Annotated in this window: 21 protein-coding genes and 1 pseudogene; 16 read left to right on the forward strand and 6 right to left on the reverse strand. The window is 66.6% G+C overall.

The window, feature by feature from the left end:
• The first annotated feature begins 1,027 nt into the window (after window positions 1–1,027).
• Both ACWEKR_RS13355 and ACWEKR_RS13360 read left to right on the forward strand, forming a co-directional pair.
• Entirely contained in the window at window positions 1,028–1,435 is a 408-nt protein-coding gene (locus ACWEKR_RS13355) for a hypothetical protein (protein ID WP_452354699.1), read from the forward strand.
• A gap of 143 nt (window positions 1,436–1,578) precedes the next feature.
• Window positions 1,579–1,749, forward strand: coding sequence for a hypothetical protein (locus ACWEKR_RS13360; RefSeq protein ID WP_452354700.1), 171 nt, complete (start codon window positions 1,579–1,581; stop codon window positions 1,747–1,749).
• Window positions 1,750–1,904: 155 nt separating this feature from the next.
• Here the strand turns inward: ACWEKR_RS13360 and ACWEKR_RS13365 are convergent, their stop codons facing one another.
• The 3 genes and pseudogenes from ACWEKR_RS13365 to ACWEKR_RS13375 all read right to left on the reverse strand — a co-directional run.
• Window positions 1,905–2,807 carry a helix-turn-helix transcriptional regulator gene (locus tag ACWEKR_RS13365; RefSeq protein ID WP_452354701.1) on the reverse strand — a complete coding sequence of 301 codons (903 nt, stop codon included), beginning with the start codon at window positions 2,805–2,807 and terminating at the stop codon, window positions 1,905–1,907.
• Window positions 2,808–3,040: 233 nt separating this feature from the next.
• Window positions 3,041–4,615, reverse strand: coding sequence for a recombinase family protein (locus ACWEKR_RS13370; protein ID WP_452354702.1), 1,575 nt, complete (start codon window positions 4,613–4,615; stop codon window positions 3,041–3,043).
• A 44-nt stretch (window positions 4,616–4,659) separates the two neighbouring features.
• A pseudogene (locus tag ACWEKR_RS13375) lies at window positions 4,660–4,851 on the reverse strand (transcriptional regulator); the annotation flags it as partial.
• Between the two features lie 109 nt (window positions 4,852–4,960).
• Here ACWEKR_RS13375 and ACWEKR_RS13380 point away from each other — a divergent pair.
• Window positions 4,961–6,322, forward strand: coding sequence for a hypothetical protein (locus ACWEKR_RS13380; protein ID WP_452354703.1), 1,362 nt, complete (start codon window positions 4,961–4,963; stop codon window positions 6,320–6,322).
• Window positions 6,323–6,862: 540 nt separating this feature from the next.
• Here the strand turns inward: ACWEKR_RS13380 and ACWEKR_RS13385 are convergent.
• On the reverse strand, window positions 6,863–8,383 hold the full coding sequence (locus ACWEKR_RS13385) for a catalase (protein WP_452354704.1): 1,521 nt from the start codon (window positions 8,381–8,383) through the stop codon (window positions 6,863–6,865).
• Between the two features lie 482 nt (window positions 8,384–8,865).
• Here ACWEKR_RS13385 and ACWEKR_RS13390 point away from each other — a divergent pair, with 482 nt between their 5' ends.
• From ACWEKR_RS13390 to ACWEKR_RS13420, 7 genes are all read left to right on the forward strand, one after another.
• Window positions 8,866–9,117 carry a DUF732 domain-containing protein gene (locus ACWEKR_RS13390; protein ID WP_452354705.1) on the forward strand — a complete coding sequence of 84 codons (252 nt, stop codon included), beginning with the start codon at window positions 8,866–8,868 and terminating at the stop codon, window positions 9,115–9,117.
• Window positions 9,118–9,230: 113 nt separating this feature from the next.
• Complete coding sequence (locus tag ACWEKR_RS13395) at window positions 9,231–10,283, forward strand: fused (3R)-hydroxyacyl-ACP dehydratase subunits HadA/HadB (protein WP_452354706.1); 1,053 nt, start codon at window positions 9,231–9,233, stop codon at window positions 10,281–10,283.
• The gene (locus ACWEKR_RS13400) at window positions 10,280–10,606 is read left to right on the forward strand and encodes a hypothetical protein (RefSeq protein WP_452354707.1); all 327 of its coding nucleotides are present in this window, start codon (window positions 10,280–10,282) and stop codon (window positions 10,604–10,606) included. The genes ACWEKR_RS13395 and ACWEKR_RS13400 overlap by 4 nt, the downstream gene beginning before the upstream one ends.
• Before the next feature lie 239 nt (window positions 10,607–10,845).
• Entirely contained in the window at window positions 10,846–12,087 is a 1,242-nt protein-coding gene (locus tag ACWEKR_RS13405; protein WP_452354909.1) for a PP2C family protein-serine/threonine phosphatase, read from the forward strand.
• Window positions 12,084–13,709 carry a sensor histidine kinase gene (locus ACWEKR_RS13410; RefSeq protein ID WP_452354708.1) on the forward strand — a complete coding sequence of 542 codons (1,626 nt, stop codon included), beginning with the start codon at window positions 12,084–12,086 and terminating at the stop codon, window positions 13,707–13,709. The genes ACWEKR_RS13405 and ACWEKR_RS13410 overlap by 4 nt, the downstream gene beginning before the upstream one ends.
• A complete protein-coding gene (locus ACWEKR_RS13415; RefSeq protein ID WP_195090540.1) occupies window positions 13,706–14,152 on the forward strand; it encodes a response regulator in 447 nt (148 codons plus the stop codon). The genes ACWEKR_RS13410 and ACWEKR_RS13415 overlap by 4 nt, the downstream gene beginning before the upstream one ends.
• A gap of 317 nt (window positions 14,153–14,469) precedes the next feature.
• Window positions 14,470–14,889 (forward strand): ATP-binding protein, encoded by a 420-nt coding sequence (locus ACWEKR_RS13420; RefSeq protein ID WP_195090539.1) that lies wholly within the window; start codon window positions 14,470–14,472, stop codon window positions 14,887–14,889.
• On the opposite strand, the gene ACWEKR_RS13425 is transcribed toward ACWEKR_RS13420, so the two are convergent.
• Window positions 14,890–15,270 carry a MerR family transcriptional regulator gene (locus ACWEKR_RS13425; RefSeq protein ID WP_452354709.1) on the reverse strand — a complete coding sequence of 127 codons (381 nt, stop codon included), beginning with the start codon at window positions 15,268–15,270 and terminating at the stop codon, window positions 14,890–14,892.
• Window positions 15,271–15,415: 145 nt separating this feature from the next.
• Between ACWEKR_RS13425 and ACWEKR_RS13430 the strand changes: the two genes are divergently transcribed.
• From ACWEKR_RS13430 to ACWEKR_RS13440, 3 genes are all read left to right on the forward strand, one after another.
• Entirely contained in the window at window positions 15,416–15,835 is a 420-nt protein-coding gene (locus ACWEKR_RS13430) for an Hsp20/alpha crystallin family protein (protein WP_159844315.1), read from the forward strand.
• 191 nt (window positions 15,836–16,026) lie between these two features.
• Window positions 16,027–16,194 (forward strand): hypothetical protein, encoded by a 168-nt coding sequence (locus tag ACWEKR_RS13435; RefSeq protein WP_452354710.1) that lies wholly within the window; start codon window positions 16,027–16,029, stop codon window positions 16,192–16,194.
• A 16-nt stretch (window positions 16,195–16,210) separates the two neighbouring features.
• The gene (locus tag ACWEKR_RS13440; protein ID WP_452354711.1) at window positions 16,211–16,480 is read left to right on the forward strand and encodes a cold-shock protein; all 270 of its coding nucleotides are present in this window, start codon (window positions 16,211–16,213) and stop codon (window positions 16,478–16,480) included.
• 10 nt (window positions 16,481–16,490) lie between these two features.
• On the opposite strand, the gene ACWEKR_RS13445 is transcribed toward ACWEKR_RS13440, so the two are convergent.
• Window positions 16,491–18,083, reverse strand: coding sequence for a GMC oxidoreductase (locus ACWEKR_RS13445; RefSeq protein WP_452354712.1), 1,593 nt, complete (start codon window positions 18,081–18,083; stop codon window positions 16,491–16,493).
• A 486-nt stretch (window positions 18,084–18,569) separates the two neighbouring features.
• Between ACWEKR_RS13445 and ACWEKR_RS13450 the strand changes: the two genes are divergently transcribed.
• The 3 genes from ACWEKR_RS13450 to bfr all read left to right on the forward strand — a co-directional run bounded on the left by ACWEKR_RS13450 (window position 18,570) and on the right by bfr (window position 20,032).
• A complete protein-coding gene (locus ACWEKR_RS13450; RefSeq protein WP_452354713.1) occupies window positions 18,570–19,022 on the forward strand; it encodes a MaoC family dehydratase in 453 nt (150 codons plus the stop codon).
• 280 nt (window positions 19,023–19,302) lie between these two features.
• Entirely contained in the window at window positions 19,303–19,494 is a 192-nt protein-coding gene (locus ACWEKR_RS13455; protein WP_195090534.1) for a (2Fe-2S)-binding protein, read from the forward strand.
• 58 nt (window positions 19,495–19,552) lie between these two features.
• Window positions 19,553–20,032 carry a bacterioferritin gene (gene bfr / locus ACWEKR_RS13460; protein ID WP_067807548.1) on the forward strand — a complete coding sequence of 160 codons (480 nt, stop codon included), beginning with the start codon at window positions 19,553–19,555 and terminating at the stop codon, window positions 20,030–20,032.
• The last annotated feature ends 80 nt before the right edge of the window (window positions 20,033–20,112 follow it).

Genomic DNA, 20,112 nt, shown 5'->3' on the forward strand with positions numbered 1-20,112 from the left:
TGTCCGACACGGCCGAACATCATGCACCACAACCGATCACAGTCCATCGCTACCCACCGACAACCAGTCAAAACGACGTGAGACACGGTCTTAGGTGCACTAGTCGCTGAAACTGCTGATCACAGCCTCGAGATGTCGAATCATCGACCGTCCAAAATACATTTCACGACGCTCGGGGACCTTCCGATACCCGAACCTGCACATTTCTGGTGACGCCGTCACCAGACCTTCGACCAAAGCCGAAATCATCACCACCCCCCACGCAAAGGTGCTGAGGATCTCCCCCGTCAGCGTCGCAGCGTCCGAAGTTCCGGCTCGGAGCAGGGATGCAAGAGCATGGGACAGCTCGGCCCGACGCAGAGTTTGAGATACCGGCGGAGCAACGGCCACATGCGCAGACCGCTCCGTGGCTCACCTCGACTACCGACACTCAGCCGATCGGAAGCGAGCGCATCGAGCACCGCTTCTGCTGCGAGTTCACGCTGGGTTGCTTCATTGATAGATGCGCATATCTGAGTACGCACATGGTGAATCTGCGGCGCATCGCACTGGCGGCGGTCGTCTACGGCCCGCTGCGAGCAGCCGATTCAGGTAGGTCGACAGAACGCGCACTTAGAATCAGAGCAGATCTTCAGCCTCAGCCCGTGCATGGTCGGCATCTCGATGGCTGCCCGAACAACCCAAAGGTCGAAGGTGAGCGGCGAATCGAACACACCGATACCTGAGTTCGACCCCCTCGCGCCCGGCGCTCCGCACGAGGCGACATACCCGGTGTCCGTCGGTGCGCACGCAGTGGGCAAGTCACAACGCTGATATCTCCAGCAGCTCAGGACAGGCCGATTCCGGGACGGAAGGCGGGCCGCACCTGGTTCCTCACCACGAGCGACATCGCCGCAGCTATAGAAGCGACCAGCCCCCCAGCCACCACTACGGCCGTTCCCGCAATCCCGCCACAGTCAGCAGAGCAACTCCGCCGCACAGCAACTCGCCGCACCCGTCGCCGCCCAATCCCCCAACAGAACGGGCGATGAGCAACTACCCCATCACCACCGATAGTCTCCCCCTGCGCCGTCGTTGCCTCACCCAACTCGATCGACCCGAAGAGTCCGCTGGGCTCCGGCGCGTTGAACCGGGTGACTCCACCGGCGACGCACGCGGCCGTGCTGATGTGACCAATCTGGACGGCGTGAACCGTTGGGCGCGGCACAACATTCGGACCACCGCACCGTTCCGTCAGCAGGTACGCCAGCGAGTAGAACCATTCATCGGCGCGTACGCCATCACACTCACCCAGTGGAAGCAGCTGGCAAATGACCGGTCGGGCCGGCTCACCGATCCGGACTCGCACATTCACTTGACCACGCCACTAGCGCAAGAGGCGCATGTGCGCTTCAATCGATGTCGGGAGAATCAGCAGACGTCACGACAGAGGTGACTCCATGCTGTTCCATACCCGCATCCCGGTAGCTGGAGACTTCCCAGCATCCGCCTCGACCGTTCCACCACAAGTCGCGTGCACGCTCCGCCCTTTTCCCGCGGCCCAGGCCTCTCACCAGCAGCTCCCACAGGCGGCCTGACATGGATGAGAACAATGGTCACTCGCGGGAATGGACCGACGAGGAACTCGCGTACATCAACGAGGTCCACCAACGGCTTTCCGGTCCCCTCTCCGAGCGTCAACTCGCCGTGCTGCGCCGATGGTGGCAAGGCGGCTACGCCACAGACCACACCGACGAGCCAGAAACCTAGATTCCGGCGACCGAGCGACAACCCCACCGCACTTGCCCCTGACTCCATACACGAAGACGACGGGGGCGCACCTGGGCGCCGTCCTCGGCGAGCATGCATCCGGGTGCACCCCCGCGCCACAATCATTGTTCACCTCACCGAATCAACCCTGGCCCTCACCCCGCCGCAGCGTGATACATCTCCCGATGCTCCGCCCACGGACGCGCCCGCTCCTCCGGACTCATCGCCAACAACGCCCGCAACTTCCCCCACGCCACCTCATCAACCGGGGTATACACCTGCATCCACGCATTCGGCACCGACGGCAACGACATACTCGTCAAAAACATCTCCAACTCCCCCACCGCCAAATTCCGCACCGCCTTCGTCCGACTCACCGGCACCGCCACATCATTCAACGCCCACAACGACGCGAAACTCTCACTCTCCCCACACAACTCCGCAATGAACTCCTCCCACCCCGGATCACCAAGATTCTTCGCATACGCCCCACGCAAATACCCCACCATCCGCCGCAAATCATCCCAATTATGCCGATACGCGTTACAGCACTCCGGAGTCAAAAACACCCGACGCGCCACATTCCGCTCCCCCGCCAGAAACCCCGGGCACAACGCCTCATACGAAGAGTTGTGCGCCAACACGTCATACCTCGCACTCAACACCACACCCGGCAACGGCTCCAAATGATCCAAAATCACCTGCAACTCCTCCGGCAACGCCGACCCCGAATCCACCGAAGGCACCGTCGGCACATCCGCCAACCGATACAAATGCGCCTTCTCCGCCGCATCCAACGACAACGTCCGCGCCACCGAATTCAGAACCTGCACACTAACGTTGATTTCGCGACCTTGTTCAAGCCAAGTGTACCAAGTTATTCCAATTCCGGATAATTGGGCGACTTCTTCGCGGCGCAATCCGGGAGTTCGCCGACGTGTTCCTGTCGGAATCCCAACGTCCTCTGGCGAGATACGTGCTCGCCGGGATTTGAGAAAGGCACCCAATTCCGCGCGTCGGGCCTTCCGCACTGCCCGGACGTCGACTACATCGGTCATCCCCTGATCCTTCCGCACCATGCCACAGGTATCCAGTTATTGTCAGTACTAGTTTCGGCCGCCACCGGCCAACGGCCGCCAGACCCGGTGTCGGCATAGGTGAGGACTCTCCTGAGACCGAGCAGGCCTAGCGGCTTTGCCTCGGTCACGTTCACTAACTGGATCGATACGTGGCCCGGTCGGTGCGGCGAGGGTCGCCGCACCGGGAGCCTGAGTGGGAATCCACGACCGCGTCACGAGACAAGTGGCTCGATCTCGATAGTGTCCACGCCAGCGCCCACACCGAACCCGCGTCGTTTTCCCGCGGCGGACAGAATCGTCACCCGCACCAGCGACCGGATGATGTCGCGCTTCGCTTCCAACGGGGTCAGCTCCGGATCGCGCCACTTCGCCCGCGCATCCGGGCCTGCCGCGGCAGCGACGTGCGGCATGGGCAGAGCCGCTTGGGCTCTCCGCTCCGCCGCCTCGATCAGCGGCGCCTTCCTCGCTTTATAGACAGCGATTTCCGCTGGCGACAGGTCCGCGTCAATAGCATCGTTCAACCACTTCTCATACGAGACACGCAGTTCACGTGCCTCCGCCAACGCAGCCACCGCGTCCTCGTCCGTGCGAGCCAGAGCACCGAGCAGTGCGGGATCCTCCAGCCGCCGCAGGACCACCTCTTCGACCAGAGCATCGACCAACTTCGCCTTGCGGCCAACGCAGCTGTTCTTCTTGCACACGTAGTAGCGAGTCTCCGGACCCCACTTGCGCCGCGACACAACCGGCCCATCGCACTTCCAACACCGCAAAAGCCCCGACAGCAACCACTTCGGCGCACTCCCGTTAGAAGTCCCCCGGCGAGGATCATTGAGGATCATCTTCAATCGCTCATGCTCCTCGACCGAGATCAGGCCTTCCCAAGCAGCCTTGATCGTCAAGCGCTCGCCGTTCTCATCGACATGAACGCGCAGCCCTGCCGCCGCTTCGCTCAACAGCACGCGCTTGACCATGTTGCTATCCCATTGCGTTCGCCACGTTTTCGGGCACGGGCACGATCGCCTATCGACCTTCCGCACCACCCGACGGCCGTCCTTCACCGAGCACCGGTTGCACGGGAAAGACTTGTCATGGCTCGGAACCGGCACGCCCTCCCTCGTCAGCCAACGTCCGATCTGGTACGTCGGCTCCATGTCCAGCGCACGCCGGACCATCTCACGAAAGACCGGACCGTTCTGAGGACACGGCACCCGTCGCACCGCACGGCCTCGTTGATAGACGATCTGAAAGCCGAACGCCTCCGGGCCATGCGGCTTACCCTCAGCGAAATTCTGCGCCAGAGCCCGCATCGAGTCCAACCGGTTTCGTTCCGGCGCGTGCTCGTCCTCGACCGCGTCCTGAGCGACCCGCTTGCGATCGTCGGGATCGTTCATGTCATAGAGCACGCCGCCGTAGTACCAGTACACCCTGAACTCCGCACACAACTCACGCAGCTCGGCCATGTCGCCGACCTTCCGGTTGGCCCGCGACGAGGACCAGTTGACCAACACACCCCCAGGCACCTCACCCCGCTTCACCCGGCCAGCTATCGCCGCCAACTCCTGACGCAGCACCTCACGACCCGGACGATCCTTACGCGCATGACGCGTCGCCCCCACCGCACCCTCATCAATCACCTTGCACACCGACCACCCGAACTGGGCACACTCCCCCCGCCCCCACGCGATCTGCTCCTTCGGGGAACGCTCGTTCTTATGCTTCCCCACCTTCGACACACGGGCCTGGATGACGGCCGCCAAACCAGGGAAATCCTTCGGACTCAGAGGCATAACCCCAGGCTAAGCAATAGATACCCCTAACTGCACTGCACGCACGTGTACCAAGTGATTCCGATTCCGGCCAGTTGCGCGACCTCTTCCCGGCGCAGGCCCGGGGTGCGTCTGCGTGGGCCCGGCGGTAGTCCCACGTCTTGGGGCGCGATCCGGGCGCGCCGGGACTTGAGGAAGGCTCCCAGCTCGGCGCGCCGGGCTTTGCGGACCGCCTGAACATCGACGACATCGGTCATCCTGAGATCCTCCCGTACCGTGCCAGAGGTATCCAGGTGCTGCTGATACCGGTTTCCGGGGGAGTCGCGTGGTGATGTTGGGTTCGGTCTCGCTGGGTACGCCAGTGGAGTGTTGCGGCGGAGTGAGCTGCTCGAAGGTGTCACGGCGTTCCTGGCTACCGCGGTGGCGGGGTTGCTTCTGGTCGTGCCGCTCAGCTTCGGTCGCACCTGCCATTGCACGCCCTATCAGGTCAACCGGCTGGTGCTCAGCGTGCCGCGCGAGGCGGCGATCGGTGTGCTGGTCGCGGCGGTCACCGCGGTGGTCGCGGTCAGCCTCGCGCGGGCGCGCACCGCGTGGTGGATCGCGCTCACGGCGACCTTGGTGCTGTTGGTCACGCACACCGTCGAAGCGAACAGCGCCTCCCCCGACATCCTCACGACTACCGCTTACCTCGATGCGATCGGCAGCGGGATCCTGTTCGGCGCGACGGGCGTGGCCGTACTCGGCCGCCGCGGACCGGGAACGGGGTTCGTGCTGGGTGGTGTCGGGGGTTTCGTGGTCATCACGCTCTCGCAGGCGTCGGGACTGCTCGGCAACCCGCATCGGGCGACGTCCGAACCGCACGTGTGGTCGGTGTTCGGATCGCCGCCCCTGTGGTTGCTCGCCGCGGTGGCCGTACTGATCCTGGCCTGCCAGGTGCTCACCCGGCAGCGCTTCACCCCGGAGCCGATCTATCCGGAGTTGCCGCTGAGCCCCGTCATCGCCGCGATCGTGCTCGTGATGACCGAGTTGGCCGTCGCGGAGTGGCGCTTCCGCCACGGCGACGGCAGCGTCGAACTCGTCGTGACGGCGCTGTGCACCCTGCTGGCCACGACCGCCGCCGCATGGCTGCTCCCACGCCGGGACGGGATCATGATCTATCTGGCGGTCGGGCTCAGCGCCACCGGCAGCGCGGTGGGCAGCGGACCACGACCCGCGTGGAGTGTGCCCCTGCTGCTGGGGTTGATCCTGTTGGGCTACCTCGGCGGAAATCGGCTGTCTGATCCGCTGATCGGCGCCGGGTTGCTCACCGCCGTGGCGCTGTTCGCGGCCCTGGTTCCGCCCGGTGGGGTGCGCAATCTCGGCACTGCCGCCCTCGCCGTGGTAGCGGGTTACTGCGCGTCCTACATCCAGCCCAGAACGGCGGGCAGCATTCTGGCCATCGCCATCCTGTGGCGGCCCTCGACCGTGGCACCGATTCGGACCGAATCGTTCGACTGGACGATGGTCTCACCGCATCGGCTCCCCGACTGGGGTCCGGTCACGGTCCTCTCGGGTTCGGGATGGGCGGCGTTCGCCATCGTGGCCGGCTGCGGTATCGGGATGGTGCTGCGCGCCCTGCCGAAGAGCAGTGCACCCGCGCCGCGCCGCGCACCGGCACCGATGGCGGCGATACGGGAAGTGATCGCCCGCGCGTCGGCGACTCGACACGAGCACATGGAGCCGAGCTAGGCGCTTCGCGCGGTGCCGGGCCCTATGCCGTCCGAACCGCCGAAGCGCCACGGTGCGGCACCGCTCTGCCGAGCGGCATCTGCGGAACCGGAGGCGCGGGCGGGGCGAATCGCAGGATCTCGGGGAAACCTTGGAATCCACCGGGAATGGGGACCTCCACCGGGACATCGGGGCCGCTGCAGAGTACGGGCTGCGCCGTCGCGGGTGCGGCAGCGAAGACCGCGGCGACGGCCACAGCGCCCGACGCCACAGCCGGCCAGGATTTATGCCACGAGCGTCGGTCCGGTCGAATTACGGTCTCGAACGACATGAGCCGGTCCTCCCGATCTGTGTCGCCCGGCCCGGTACGACCCATCAGGCGTCACCGAGCCTCGAATTGATCGAAACACCACGGTGCTTACGGTCCACTGGATCCGAGCCTCATGCTTCCGCATTCCATCGAAGAGCCCGCGCGGGACACACGAAAGCTGTATTACGAAAACATAACCACGGGTCGGCGCGCAGGAGCGGCCGACGTCACCGGCCGCTCCGCGCCTACCGTCAGGCCTTGACCTGCGCCGACGAGCGCGCCGGATTGGCCTGGCCTGCCGCCTTCGGGTCGCGTTCATCCTGCTTCGCGCGTACCCCCGCCTCCACCCGGTCGCCGAGATGCTTGTCGACGTTGCGCCAGTACTGGAATGCCCGCTCCAGCACCGGCGCGGAGACGCCGTTCAGCAGGTGTCGCACGATGTTGTCCACCAGCCGCTGGCGCGCCGCATCGTCGAGCACGTCACGGACCATGGTTCCCGCTTGCCCCCAATCGTCGTCGTCCCGGTGCAGCGTGTAGGCCGAGCGCACCAACTCGCCGTCGGTGTGCCAGGTCGCGGGCGGACCCGCGGCGGCGGGATCGGCATGCGGGCCGCCCTTCGAGTTCGGCACGTAGACCGGGTCACCCGGGTTGTGGTGACGCAGCGCGCCGTCCTTGCTGTAGGACCGGACAGTCGTGGCATGCGGCGTATTGACCGGTACTTCTTTGTAGTTCGCGCCGATCCGGTAGCGGTGCGCGTCGGGATAGGAGAACCAGCGCGCCATCAGCATCTTGTCCGGGCTGGGACCGGTACCCGGCACCGAATTGCTCGGTTCGAAAGCCGCCTGTTCGATCTCGGTGTGGTAGTCCGCCGGATTGCGGTCGAGAGTCATCGTGCCGACGTCGATCAGCGGGTAGTCGCCGTGCGGCCACACCTTGGTGAGGTCGAAGGGGTTGAACCGGTAGTTCTTCGCCTCGTCGAACGGCATGATCTGCATCTTCAACGTCCAGCTGGGGAAATTTCCTCCTTCGATGGACTCCCACAGATCACGGGTGTGATAGTCGGTGTCCATGGCCGCCATCTGATCGCCTTCGTCCTGGGTGAAGAACTCGATGCCTTGATCGGTCTTGAAGTGGTACTTGACCCAGAACCGTTCCCCGGAGGCATTCACCCACATATAGGTGTGGCTGGAGTAGCCGTTCATGTGCCGCCACGTGCGTGGGATGCCGCGATCACCCATCAGCCAGGTCACCTGGTGCGCGGATTCGGGAGACAACGTCCAGAAATCCCATTGCATGTCGTGGTCGCGCAGATTGTTGTCGGCGCGGCGCTTCTGGGAGCGGATGAAGTCCTGGAATTTCATCGGGTCGCGAACGAAGAAGATCGGTGTGTTGTTGGCGACCATGTCGAAGTTGCCCTGCTCGGTATAGAACTTCAGCGCGAACCCGCGCGGGTCCCGCCAGGTGTCCGGGCTGCCGCGCTCGCCCGCGACCGTGGAGAAGCGGGCCAGCATCTCCGTCTTCTTCCCCGGTTGGAACACGTCGGCCATGGTGTAGGCGCTCACGTCGTGGGTGACCTCGAAGACACCGAACGCACCGCCGCCCTTCGCGTGCGGCTGGCGCTCGGGCACCCGTTCCCGGTTGAACGCCGCCATCTTCTCGATCAGGTACCAATCCTGGAGCAGGATCGGCCCGTCCGGTCCGACGGTCAGCGAATGCTCGTCGCTGGGAACGGGTATCCCGGCATCATCGGTGGTGTAGTTCGGAACGGACATCTCTCTCCTCTCCTCCGAGCCGCGGGCGAAAGCCGGCGACGACACCGTCGGGACGAGCAGCGACTGCGAGTGTCGCGCGGGGAGTCCCCACGCTCGACGACCGGCTCCTGCCGCACGTCGGCGGGACGACAATTGCCGCTCGGCAACCGAGCCGGCCTGCTTGCACAGGACGCGATCCGGCGAACCGAATGTCGACGCCCATCCGTCGGCCTTGTCGATCGGCTTCCCCGAGGTCCACTGCTCAAACTGCTGCGGCGGGAACGACGCAACCAGGTCGACGACTACATCCAGCGGAACACCGGTGCGCCGACGACCTGGAAGCCGTTCGTTGGTACGCCGCCGGAGGGGAGGCTGGGCTGCGTCGGCTGTCGCATGCCGAACTCCGTCCGACGCCGCATTCTTTCGATGGGAAACGAAATGAAGTTCGCGCTCTGCGGGGTGCTGATCGTCTGCGCGTTGGTCGTCTCCGCCGCCGCGGCGGTGTGCATCGTCACCGAAGCGCGGGCGCACGCGCCGCGTGGCGCGACTGGGGGTTCCTCGCCGACCTACAGCGGCTGGGAGTGCGGACCGCGGGCGAGGGCGAGGGCGCGGCGCTGCTCGAGGTGGGGTATGCGGTGTGCCGGGAGCTGGCGGCCGGAACGTCCGAGGCCGACATCGTGGTGCAGGTGAGCGCGCACCAAATGGTGGACGAAGCCGCGGCCGTGGTGGTGGCCGCCGAGCGGAATCTCTGCTGAGCCGCCACGGCGGGCGGGCGGCGCGACTGACGTCCGCGGAGGTCATCGGCGCGAAACGGCGTGCGATGCGGGCTGACCGGAAATCCGGCCCGCGTTGGGTAGATTCCCCCGCGATGTCCAGAATCCCTGCCACATCCGGTGCTGGCGACACGACCGATGCCGCGGTTCCCGCCTCGATGGTCGGGCGCCGGTATCGCAGCAGCGATCACTACGTGGTCGAGCGCGAGAAGATCCGGGAGTACGCCCGTGCGGTCCGTAACCGCCATCCGGCGCACCGGCTGGAGGACGCCGCGGCCGAACTCGGCTACGGCAGCCTGCTCGCTCCCCCGACCTTCGGCGCGGTGCCCGGGTACCTGGCCTACGCCGAGGTGTTCGACACGATCCTGCCCGGTTACGACCTGAGCCGGACCATCCAGACCGATCAGATGATCGAATTCCACCGACCGTTGCTGGCCGGCGACCGGATCGGCTTCGAGATGTGCCTCGACTCGTTCCGGCACGCGTTCGGCGGCGACCTCATCGGCTTGCGCCAGACCATCCTGGACCAGGACGATCGGCCCGTCCTCACGTCTCGGACCAGCCTGGTCGGGCGGGCCGACGAGGCCCTGCCGACGTGGTTCGACGCGGTCGTGATGCACGGCGCACGCCCGGACGAGCGCACGCCGCGCCGCGCCGCGCACCCGCGCTACGTCGGGGCCGGTGACGAAACCGCCCGCGAGATGCCGACCACACCGCCGTGCCCGGAGGCGCGGCGCCGGTTCGACACCGTTCGTCCCGGAGCAGAGCTTCCCCCGCATTCGCTCACGGTCAGCCTGGGCGATCTGGTGAACTACGCCGGAGTCGCGGGAGACCCGAATCCCATCCATTGGAGCCCCGAGGCGGCCACGCGGATGGGACTGGAGAACATCGTCGCGCAGGGCCTGTTCACCATCGGGCTGAGTGCGGACTTGCTCACCTCGTGGTCGGGCGACCCCACCGCTCTGCGCTCCTACAACGTGCGCCTGACCAACCCCGTCCACGTCGGCGCGACCGGCGGCCGGATCGAATTCTCCGGCCGGGTGAAACACCTGGACGAGGACACGCGCACCGCCACCGTCGCGATCATCGCCGAGCACGACGGACGCAGGATCTTCGGCCGCGCGACGGCCGAGGTCGCCCTCGCGTGAGCGCACGAGCGTTCGCGCCGCCGCAATCGGTGGGTTTGGTCCGGAACACCCGGGGCACGTTGGAGGCGGAGCGCGCGCCCGCCGGGACCGGCGGACGCGAACTCGGCACCCGATCGAGCGGGCAACCGGCCCGCTCGCACCCGAAAGGACCGGTATCTGTCGTGGTTGTGCTTCTTGCTGTGATCGGCTCGGCTTCCCTTGCCGTCATCGCGGTCCATGCCACGGTCGTCGCACGCAGCTTGGCGGAACTCCGCTCCCCGCGCCGCCCCGGCGTGCTCCGGGACGAGCGGGACGCCGCGGAGTTGACAGGCACAACGGTCTGATTCCCGCACCATCCCCGCGGTCCCTGCCTTCGCGCAGGTCGACGCCGCCATGTCTCGATCGGATGGAGAATCGGATACGATCTTGGCTGCCTCTCGGTCCAGCAAACGGCCGCTGAGACAGTCGGCGTGCGCTGGTGCCGCCCCATGGTGATCGGAGGCCGGGTTGTCGGTGTTCGCCGACGACGGCAATGGTGCTGTCATTCGTCCTGCCACAAGTAGACCCTCGACCGGTGGTGTTCGTGCGGCGTGACGGGACAGACGACGATCCCGAATTGATCGTGGGTGCGGAGTGGCCGTGGCAGCAGCCTTCGGTGCTCCTGATCGAAGACGATCCGGGAGACGCGCTGCTGGTGGAGGAATTGGTCGTCGACGGCGCGCCCGGTCTGCAACTGCACTGGGTCCGGTCGCTGGCCGAGGCCGCCGAGCATCTGGCCACCGCCGAACCCGACTGCGTACTGCTCGACCTGCATCTGCCCGACGCCCAAGGGCTCGAGGCGGTGGAACGCATCCGCAGGCACACCGAACAGGTCGCGATCGTGGTGATGACCGGGCTCGACCAGGAGCAGACCGGCTTGGCCGCGGTCGCGGCGGGAGCGCAGGACTACCTGGTCAAGGGCCGGGTCGAACCCGAGTTGTTCGGGCGCGCCGTGCGCTACGCGATTCAGCGCAAGCAAGCCGAGCGCACCAGCGCGGCCTTGCAGGCGATCAATATGCGCGCGCAGGAGAACGCCCGCCTGGAACGTGGTCTGTTGCCCACCCCGCTGCTGCGCGGAAAGCAGGTCGTCGACGTGGTGGCGCGCTACCGTCCCGGGCGGGCGCACGCGCTGCTCGGGGGCGATTTCTACGACGTGGTACAGGACGCGGACGGCACGGTGCACGCCGTCATCGGCGACGTGTCCGGGCACGGGCCCGACGAGGCCGCGACCGGCGTGGCGTTGCGCCTGGCCTGGCGCACGCTGGTCCTGAGCGGGGTGACCGGCGCACGGCAACTGCGGCTGCTCGAAGAAGTCCTGCTCGCCGAACGCACCGGCAAGCAGACCTTCGCGACGGTGACCAGTTTGGTGTTGCGTCCGAGCGAGCGCCGCGCACAGGTGTTGCGAGCCGGGCACCCGGGGATGCTGCTGCGATCGGCCGTCGGACTGGACTGGGTCGAGGTGCCCGGCGGTCCCGCCCTCGGCTTCCTGCCCGGTCGAGCCGAGTGGCCCGCCGAGGAGGTCGACCTACCGCTCGGCTCCGGGCTGATGGTGTTCACCGACGGCCTGTTCGAGGGACGAGTCGGGACGGATCAGGAACGGCTCGGGGAACAAGGGCTCGTGGAGGTCGCGCGCGCGGTGCGCGCCGCCGATCCGGACTGGTTCGTCGACGAACTGATCAGCCGCGTCGAGGCGCTGGCGGGGGAATCAGGTGGATTGGACGACGATGTCGCCATCCTGTATCTGGGATGGAACGACGACGGGCGAGGACAGGACCGGAACCGATGACGACGAAGACCGGGCGGCCGCCGGTGAGTGCGCGGCTGACCGCCCAGGCTTGGTTTCAGCTGGTGCTGGCCGCGATGGTGCTGGTGGTGATCATCGGCACCGTGGCGGGCGCGCAGGTGATCGCGCAGACCAACCGGGTGGCCGACCGGCTGCTGGACAAAACGCTGCCCGCGGCGACCGAGGCGTACCGGTTGCAGAGCGCCCTGGTGAACCAGGAGACCGGCCTGCGTGGCTACCGCATCACCGCAGATCGGCAGTTCCTGCAGCCCTACCAGGACGGCGCGCGGGACGAGGCGCAGTCGGTCGCCCGGCTGCGCGAGCTGCTGGCCGGCCGGCCGTCGCTGCTGGACGAGCTCGACGCCGTCGAGAATTCCGCGCAGCGGTGGCGCACCGAGTACGCCGAGCCGCTGGTAGCGGCAATGGCTTCCGGGGCGCCCCCCGATGCCGAGCCCATATCCCCCGCCCGCGGCAAACCCCTGTTCGACGAACTCCGCGCCCGCTTCGAGACCCAGAACGCCAGTCTCGCCGCGGCCATCGTGGACGACGAGGACGAACTCGCGCACACCCGCGCGGTTCGGGACGCGGTGCTGGCCGGGATGGTCATCGCGTTCCTGCTGACCGGCGTGCTGCTGACCGTGTTGATCCGGCGCATGATCGCCCGTCCCCTCGGCTACTTGACCGACGCGTCGCTGCGGGTCGCGAGCGGCGAGTTCGATCACCACATCGACGCGCACGGCCCGGCCGACCTGGCGACCGTCGCGAACGCGGTGGAGAGCATGCGCAGACGCATCGTCGCCGAGCTGGCTTCCTCGCGTGCCAAGGAAGCCGCTCTCGCCGCGCAGAAAACCGATCTCGACCTGCAGGCCGTGGAACTGCGCCGATCCAACGCGGAGCTCGAGCAGTTCGCCTACGTCGCCTCGCACGATCTGCAGGAGCCGTTGCGGAAGGTGGCGTCGTTCTGCCAGCTGCTGGAGAAACGCTACGGCGACAAACTCGACGAGCGCGGCAAGCAGTACATCGACTTCGCCGTAGACGGCGCCAAGCGGATGCAGGGGCTCATCAACGATCTGCTCACCTTCTCCCGAGTGGGCCGGATCACCGATCGCACCGAGCCCACCGGCCTCGGCCAATCCCTGGACAAGGCCCTGACCAACCTCTCCGCAGCGATCGACGACTCCACCACGCGCGTCCTGCGCCCGGATGAGTTGCCCGAGATCGTCGGCGATCCGACTCTGCTGACGATGTTGTGGCAGAACCTGATCGGTAATGCCATCAAGTTCCACGCACCCGACCGGGCACCGGAGATCGAGATCACCTGCGAACCGGCCGAGGAGGGCGATGGCTGGTTGCTGTCGGTCTCCGACAACGGCATCGGGATCGCACCCGAATTCGCCGAGAAGGTGTTCGTCATCTTCCAGCGGCTGCACAATCGTGAGGAGTACAGCGGAACCGGCATCGGGCTGGCCCTCTGCAAGAAAATCGTGGAGTATCACGGCGGCCGGATCTGGATCGACACCGATTACACCTCGGGCACCCGCTTCTGCTTCACCCTGCGAGCCGCCGGAGCCGACGGCACCGCCCACACCGCTGACATTCCCGTCCATGAAGGAGCCCCCGCATGACCACCCCCGGCAGGCCCATCGACATCCTGCTCGTGGAAGACGACCCCGGTGACGAGCTGATGACGCGAGAGGCATTCGAGGACAACAAGATCGGCAATACCCTGCACGTCGCCAGGGACGGCGAGGAGGCGCTCGAGTTCCTCTACCGCCAAGGCAGGCACCCGGACGCGCCCCGGCCGGACCTGATTCTGCTCGACCTCAATCTGCCCAAATACGACGGCAGGCAAGTGCTGGAGAAGATCAAAGCCGATCCCGACCTGGCGCACATCCCGGTGGTCGTGCTGACCACCTCCGCGGCCGAAGAGGACATCCTGCGCAGCTACCGCCTGCACGCCAACGCGTACGTCACCAAGCCGGTCGACCTCGACCAGTTCGTCGCCGCGATCAAGCAGATCGACGACTTCTTCGTCCAGGTCGTCCGGCTGCCGCGCCAGAGTCGGTGAGGCGTCTCCCGCGGCAGTGGCCTCGGGCACGTCGATCAACGAATGTCGCGGGAGGGCCGGGGCGGGTTCTCACGGACGGAGCCAGCCGACGAATGGGCGATGATCAACGGGGTATAGCCTCGGGGAGCACACGCGCGGCGAACACCGCAGCCGAGCCCGATGATGGTCCACACGCTCGGCGTGGCGCGGGTACAGCGCACCGATCCCCGACAGGGAGGTAACGAGGTGACGGCGCATCGACGCCCTTGGCACGGCACGACGACGGGAAGACCGCGCCACGACAGACGCACCCCGGTCCCGGCGGTTGGTGCGCGGTCGTGAGCGCGGGCGAGCGGGTCCCGCTACCCGACGCCATGACGCCGCTGGAGCTGGACTTCCCCGCAGAAGCGGTGCAACTGGCCACTGTTCGCCACACCCTGCAGGAATGGCTCGCCGAGCGCGGCATGGCGGCGGCCCCGGCCTATGACGTGCTGCTGGCCGTCGGTGAAGCGTGCACCAACGCCGTGGAGCACGGCCATCACGGCGACGGCGGCATGGTCCGCTTGCGCGCATCGATCGACGGCGACGAACTCCGGGTGACCATTTCCGACAGCGGTCGATGGAAACAACCGGATCCGCAGCCCGATGCCTTCCGCGGACGCGGCATGCCGCTGATCCGCGCGTTGATCCCAGAGGTCACGGTGACCACCGGCGATTCCGGCACGGTGGTCGATCTGCGCACACGCTTGTCGGGATAGTCACGGCGCCTGGTCGGCCGAGTTGTCCCGCGCATCCCGCAGGCGGACGTTGTCGGCCTGCAGGCGATCGTTGGCCGCGTACAGCCGGTCGTTGTCCGCGTGCAGGTCGGCATTGGCGTCCTCCAGGTCCAGAATGCGGCGGATGCCCGCCAGGTTCACGCCCGTGGCGACCAAGTCGGTGATCCGCCGCAGACGGGCCAGATCGTTACCGCTGTAGCGGCGGGTGCCGCCGTCACTACGCTCGGGAGTCAGCAACCCGTGACGCTCGTAGAGTCTGAGCGTCTGGACCCCGATGCCGGCCAGCCCGGCGGCGACCGAGATCCCGTACACCGCTTGACCGGGATCCGGCAGATGCCCCGAGTCGCCCCTCTCCTGCGTCATTCATCCTCACCTCGCGTTGCCCCACAGATTTCCTAGCTTAGCGCCTTGCACTCAACTTCTCTCGATGCTATAAAAAATCTATGCCAGACGACAGAGGTTATCTGGCCCCTACTACGGAGAATGGAGTGAGTTGGAGGTGGCGACCATGCTGATGCGCACCGATCCGTTTCGTGATCTGGACCGTTTGACGCAGCAGGTGTTCGGCACGAAGGCACATCCAGCGGTGATGCCGATGGATGCCTGGCGCGCGGGCGAGGAGTTCGTCGTCGAATTCGACCTGCCCGGTATCGACCCCGAATCCTTGGACCTGGACATCGAGCGCAACGTGGTGACGGTGCGCGCGCGTCGTCCGGAACTCGACTCGGGCCGCGAGATGATCGCCGCGGAACGCCCCCGCGGCGTGTTCAGCCGTCAGCTGTTCCTGGGCGAGAATCTGGACACCGACAGCATCCGCGCCGACTACACCGACGGCGTCCTCCGCCTGACGATTCCGGTGGCGGAGAAGGCCAAGCCGCGCAAGATCGAGATCGGCCGTGGCAACGGCCACAAGGCGATCGACGCCTGAGATCACCGCAGCGAACACGAAAGTCCCGGCCCAGCCGAAAGCGAGGTGATGTCGCAGTCAGTGACGGCGGACCGATCTACAACAAATGTCGTACCACCCCGTTGCGAGCGGGCCCGTATGCGCGGGCCCGCTCCCGGCCGGAACGCGAAAGGCGTTACCACCCAGCGGTATCCTTGCGGAGGAAACACCTGATGGAGAGCTCGCTCATGGCACGCACCGATCTGCGCGACCCGCTACCCGCACCGACCGACTCCGGAGCTGCGCCCGGAGCGACGGTTGTCTGGCCCGACCCCAGTCCATTGGACGCCTGGTGGCAGCGAATCATGCACACCGCCCCAGTGCGCCGCGACGCCGCCTGACCCGGACCGATCCTTCATGACAAGCCGGCCCCACCACCGTGCCGCGCCGGATCCCTGGCGCCGCGGCACGGTGGTCTGGTTCAACATCGAGAAGGGCTTCGGCTTTCTCCAGCCCGTGGACGATCCCACGCAGGTGTTCGTCGAGTACACCAGCATCGAGATGACCGGGTACAAATCCTTGTACGCGGGCCAGCCCGTCCTGTTCACGGCCACCATGCGCAAGCGCGGCCCCGAAGCCACGGCGGTGCGTCCACTTCGTCCCGACGCTCGCCCAGGGCCTCGGTGACCGGAGCCGGTCAGATGACCGTGCCGACGTCCTGCGCGACCAAGTTGTCCAAGGCTCGCTCGGCTACCGCGGCGATCGTCATCGACGGGTTGCAGGCCGCGGTGTTCCCGGGCATGAGCGCGCCGTCGAGCACGTACAGGCCCCGCTGACCGTGCACCCGGCCGTCCAGATCGCAGACGGCCCCCATGCTTGCACCGCCGAGCGGGTGCCAGGTCGACGGGAACAGGAGGTTGGTGTCGGTGAGAATGCTTGCCGGACCGGCGATCCGGTGTGCGGCGGGGCCGATGTGGTTGTCCTGGATGTAGCTGTCACCGTCCTGCGGCCACTGTAGAACGGCGTCGTCGCGGGCCGGGTCGTAGACGAAGTGGCCACGACCGCCGCTGACGCCGTAGCCGACCATCATGGTGCTGTTGGCGTCGGCGCCCATCGGCGGGATGGACGCCTGGATCACTGTGTGGGCAGTGTGCGGATCGTCCCAGTTCTTGCTTCCGTAGACGACCGGGCCGCCCTGCTCCGCACCGAAACTCGCCGCGGGATCGGTCCACAGATAGATGCGGTCGGCGTTGGTCCCCCAGCCCTGGCCGAGGCCATCCGGCATATCGGGGATGAGGCCCTTGGCCGAGGCGCGCACCAGCAGCCTGGTGGTGTTGAGACTTCCGGCCGACATCACCAGTGCGCCGGTGGTGATGATCTTGTTCTCCAGCACGGCGCCGCTGGTGTCCAAGCGCTCGACGTGGACGATCCACCGGCCGTCGGCGGCGCGCTCGACGTCGGTGACCTGGTGCAGCGGTTCGACCGTCACCAGACCGGTCGCCTCGGCCGCGGCGATATAGGTGACGTCGACCGAGTGCTTGCCGCCGTTGTTGACGCCCATGGCGCCGTCGCCGTTGGTGTAGGAGGGCTTCATCTCCCCCCGCAGTTCGGCCAGGGCGTAGTTCCAGTCGATGGGCATCGGGATCTTGGACAGCGGAAGTCCGGCGCGCCGCACGTGATCGGCGAAGACCCGCGAGGCGGCGTAGCTGGGACTGGCGATGAGCTCGTCCGGGGCCACGGCCAGGCCGAGCATGCGCGCGACCCTCGGGTAGTGCACGCGATCCATGGTCGCCCAGTCGAGAGCCTCGGGGAAGTGGGTGTCGAACACCGCTTGCGCCGGTTGCAAGGACATTCCCTGGTAGACAAGCGATCCACCGCCCACACCGGCCGCACACAGCGCGGTCATATTCTTCCCGGGCACGGCCTCCACCAAACCGGTGAACGGCTCGAAAAGCAATGGCTTACCGAACAGCACCGGGCTGGACTTGTACCAGAGCACCCGCTTGTCCAATGCCGAGGCGCGCGGGAAGGTCTCGGAATTCGGACCGGTCGGCCAGCGCAGCCCCCGTTCGAGCACCAGTACCCGAACGCCGGCTTCGGCCAGGCGCAGTGCGGTGACGCCACCGCCGAATCCCGATCCGATGACGACCGCTCGCTGCTCCTCGCGAGTGAGCGGAACGGTGTTCACCCGCATGGCAATCGGACTCGTGTTCGCGTAGCGCGCGGCGGCCAGCAGGCCACCCGCCGCGGCAGCCCCGGTCAACAGTGACCGGCGCGTAATTGCTGACATCACACACCCTCGAAGCTCAGGCGCGAGCCGGGAACTCGCGCGGCCTACCACGGCCGCTACGGGACAGTAATATGACCGGACATTCCTGTCCGGTAGTGTGCGAATCTGTAGTAGAGGTCACAATTCCGGGTAGGTGCGCGCATCCGGGCCGGCCGAGCCGAAGTCGCCGGAGGAACCGCCAGTGGAAGTACGGAATGCCCGGCGGGCGCATCACCGGCGGCAAAACGCCATGTTCATCGTCGGCGGTTCAACACCCATCCCGCCGAGAACGAGAGATTCCTGGGAGACCGTCCCACGGCCGCGTAGGCGCCACTCTTGCCCGCTGCGCTCGAATGGCGGGCCGCAAGATTCCCCGCTTGATCGGATTGCTGCGCGTTGCCGCTCGATCCCCCCGCCAAGGCGATGAAGGAGCGTTCGCGGCAGCGGATTCCGCGCGCTGCCGCTCCCCGGATATCGTGCAGGCGCCGCCCACAGAAAGGATGCCGCATGACCGCCTTCCCCGATTTCGACGCCCTGCGCGCCGCGGTAGGCACCGAACTCGGCCCGGGCGAGTGGCTCGAGATCGACCAGCGACGCATCGACCTGTTCGCCGAGGCGACCGGCGACCACCAGTGGATCCACGTCGACCCGGACTGCGCCGCGGACGGCCCGTACGGGGCCACCATCGCCCACGGGTTCCTCACCCTCGCGTTGCTCGCCCCGATCAGCCGGCAGTTGATGACAGTCGGGTCGGCCCGGATGGCGATCAACTACGGCCTGAACAAAGTGCGCTTCGTCAGTCCGGTGCGCGTCGGCAGCCGGGTGCGCGGCACCGTCACGCTCACCGCCGTCACCGACGTGCCCGGCGGCGTACAGGCCGAACGCACCGTGATCATCACCGCCGAGGGTGCGGACAAGCCGGCCTGCGTCGCCGAACACCTGGTCCGTTACCTGGAGTGATGGGCACACCGATTCGCAACACTCACACTTGCCGATCGGCGAGTTCACTCGGCTGAGCAGTAGCGGGGCGACGCTTCGGGCTATCCATGGTTCAGCGACCTGCGGCGCCTCGGCGTGTAGCGGCTCGCCGACGGCTGGCGCCGCCACCGGGTGTGGAGAAAAGCGCCAGCCCGCATGTCGGGGTTCCCCCCGGCCCGCGGAGCTGCTATACATTAGGGGAGGCTTACCTCGTTAGTCGAGGCTAACCTCAGCGGAAAGGTGATCCTGGCTGTGAGGCTTCATGTACGTCTGTATCTGTAACGCGGTGTCCGAAGGTGATGTGCACACCTGCGTTGCGGCGGGCGCCGACAGCATCCGCCAGGTGAAGAACGCCTGTGGTTGGAAACCCGGCTGCGGCAGTTGCACAACGCGATTGGCCGAGGTGATCGGCCGCGCCAGGGCGACGACCGGAGCGCAACCCACGGCCGCCTGAAGCGACACACCAGGCGGTCTCTGCCGCGCTGCGCACATTTTGTGCCACGATCGCTGCTATGGACGGCGACAAGGACATCGTGGCGTTGCTCAACGAGCAGCTGACGGCCGAACTCACGGCGATCAACCAGTACTTCCTGCACGCCAAGATGCAGGAGAACTGGGGTTTCACCAAGTTGGCGCGGCACACTCGGCACGAATCCATCGATGAGATGAAGCATGCCGAACTCCTCACCGACCGGATTCTGTTCCTCGAGGGGCTGCCCAACTATCAGAAGCTCAACCCGCTGCGCATCGGGCAGAGCGTGCCGGAGCAACTGCGGGCCGATCTGCAGATCGAGCTGGAAGCGGTGGAACGGCTCCGGCGGGGCATCGAGTTGATGCGTTCACGCGGGGACGTCACCTCCGCGCGCATCTTCGAGCACATCCTCGAAGACGAGGAACAGCACGTCGACTATCTGGAGACCGAACTCGATCTGGTGGAGAAGTTGGGCGAGCCGTTGTACCTCCAGCGCTTCACCGAAACTCCGGACGACTGACCCGGCTTTCCGCCGCGCCACGCCGGGACCGCTCGGCGACGCCCTCCGGCGCTCACCGCGCCGGAGCATATCGCCGGGTC

This window comes from Nocardia sp. NPDC004573 (genome assembly GCF_053602135.1).

Excerpts from the sequence above, each read along its gene's own strand:
- ACWEKR_RS13355 (WP_452354699.1), top strand. The coding sequence starts at position 1,028 with ATGAGCAACTACCCCATCACCACCGATAGTCTCCCCCTGCGCCGTCGT.
- ACWEKR_RS13360 (WP_452354700.1), top strand. The coding sequence starts at position 1,579 with ATGGATGAGAACAATGGTCACTCGCGGGAATGGACCGACGAGGAACTC.
- ACWEKR_RS13365 (WP_452354701.1), bottom strand. The coding sequence starts at position 2,807 with ATGACCGATGTAGTCGACGTCCGGGCAGTGCGGAAGGCCCGACGCGCG.
- ACWEKR_RS13370 (WP_452354702.1), bottom strand. The coding sequence starts at position 4,615 with ATGCCTCTGAGTCCGAAGGATTTCCCTGGTTTGGCGGCCGTCATCCAG.
- ACWEKR_RS13385 (WP_452354704.1), bottom strand. The coding sequence starts at position 8,383 with ATGTCCGTTCCGAACTACACCACCGATGATGCCGGGATACCCGTTCCC.
- ACWEKR_RS13395 (WP_452354706.1), top strand. The coding sequence starts at position 9,231 with ATGTCCAGAATCCCTGCCACATCCGGTGCTGGCGACACGACCGATGCC.
- ACWEKR_RS13410 (WP_452354708.1), top strand. The coding sequence starts at position 12,084 with ATGACGACGAAGACCGGGCGGCCGCCGGTGAGTGCGCGGCTGACCGCC.
- ACWEKR_RS13415 (WP_195090540.1), top strand. The coding sequence starts at position 13,706 with ATGACCACCCCCGGCAGGCCCATCGACATCCTGCTCGTGGAAGACGAC.
- ACWEKR_RS13425 (WP_452354709.1), bottom strand. The coding sequence starts at position 15,270 with ATGACGCAGGAGAGGGGCGACTCGGGGCATCTGCCGGATCCCGGTCAA.
- ACWEKR_RS13430 (WP_159844315.1), top strand. The coding sequence starts at position 15,416 with ATGCTGATGCGCACCGATCCGTTTCGTGATCTGGACCGTTTGACGCAG.
- ACWEKR_RS13435 (WP_452354710.1), top strand. The coding sequence starts at position 16,027 with ATGGAGAGCTCGCTCATGGCACGCACCGATCTGCGCGACCCGCTACCC.
- ACWEKR_RS13440 (WP_452354711.1), top strand. The coding sequence starts at position 16,211 with ATGACAAGCCGGCCCCACCACCGTGCCGCGCCGGATCCCTGGCGCCGC.
- ACWEKR_RS13445 (WP_452354712.1), bottom strand. The coding sequence starts at position 18,083 with ATGTCAGCAATTACGCGCCGGTCACTGTTGACCGGGGCTGCCGCGGCG.
- ACWEKR_RS13450 (WP_452354713.1), top strand. The coding sequence starts at position 18,570 with ATGACCGCCTTCCCCGATTTCGACGCCCTGCGCGCCGCGGTAGGCACC.
- ACWEKR_RS13455 (WP_195090534.1), top strand. The coding sequence starts at position 19,303 with ATGTACGTCTGTATCTGTAACGCGGTGTCCGAAGGTGATGTGCACACC.
- bfr (WP_067807548.1), top strand. The coding sequence starts at position 19,553 with ATGGACGGCGACAAGGACATCGTGGCGTTGCTCAACGAGCAGCTGACG.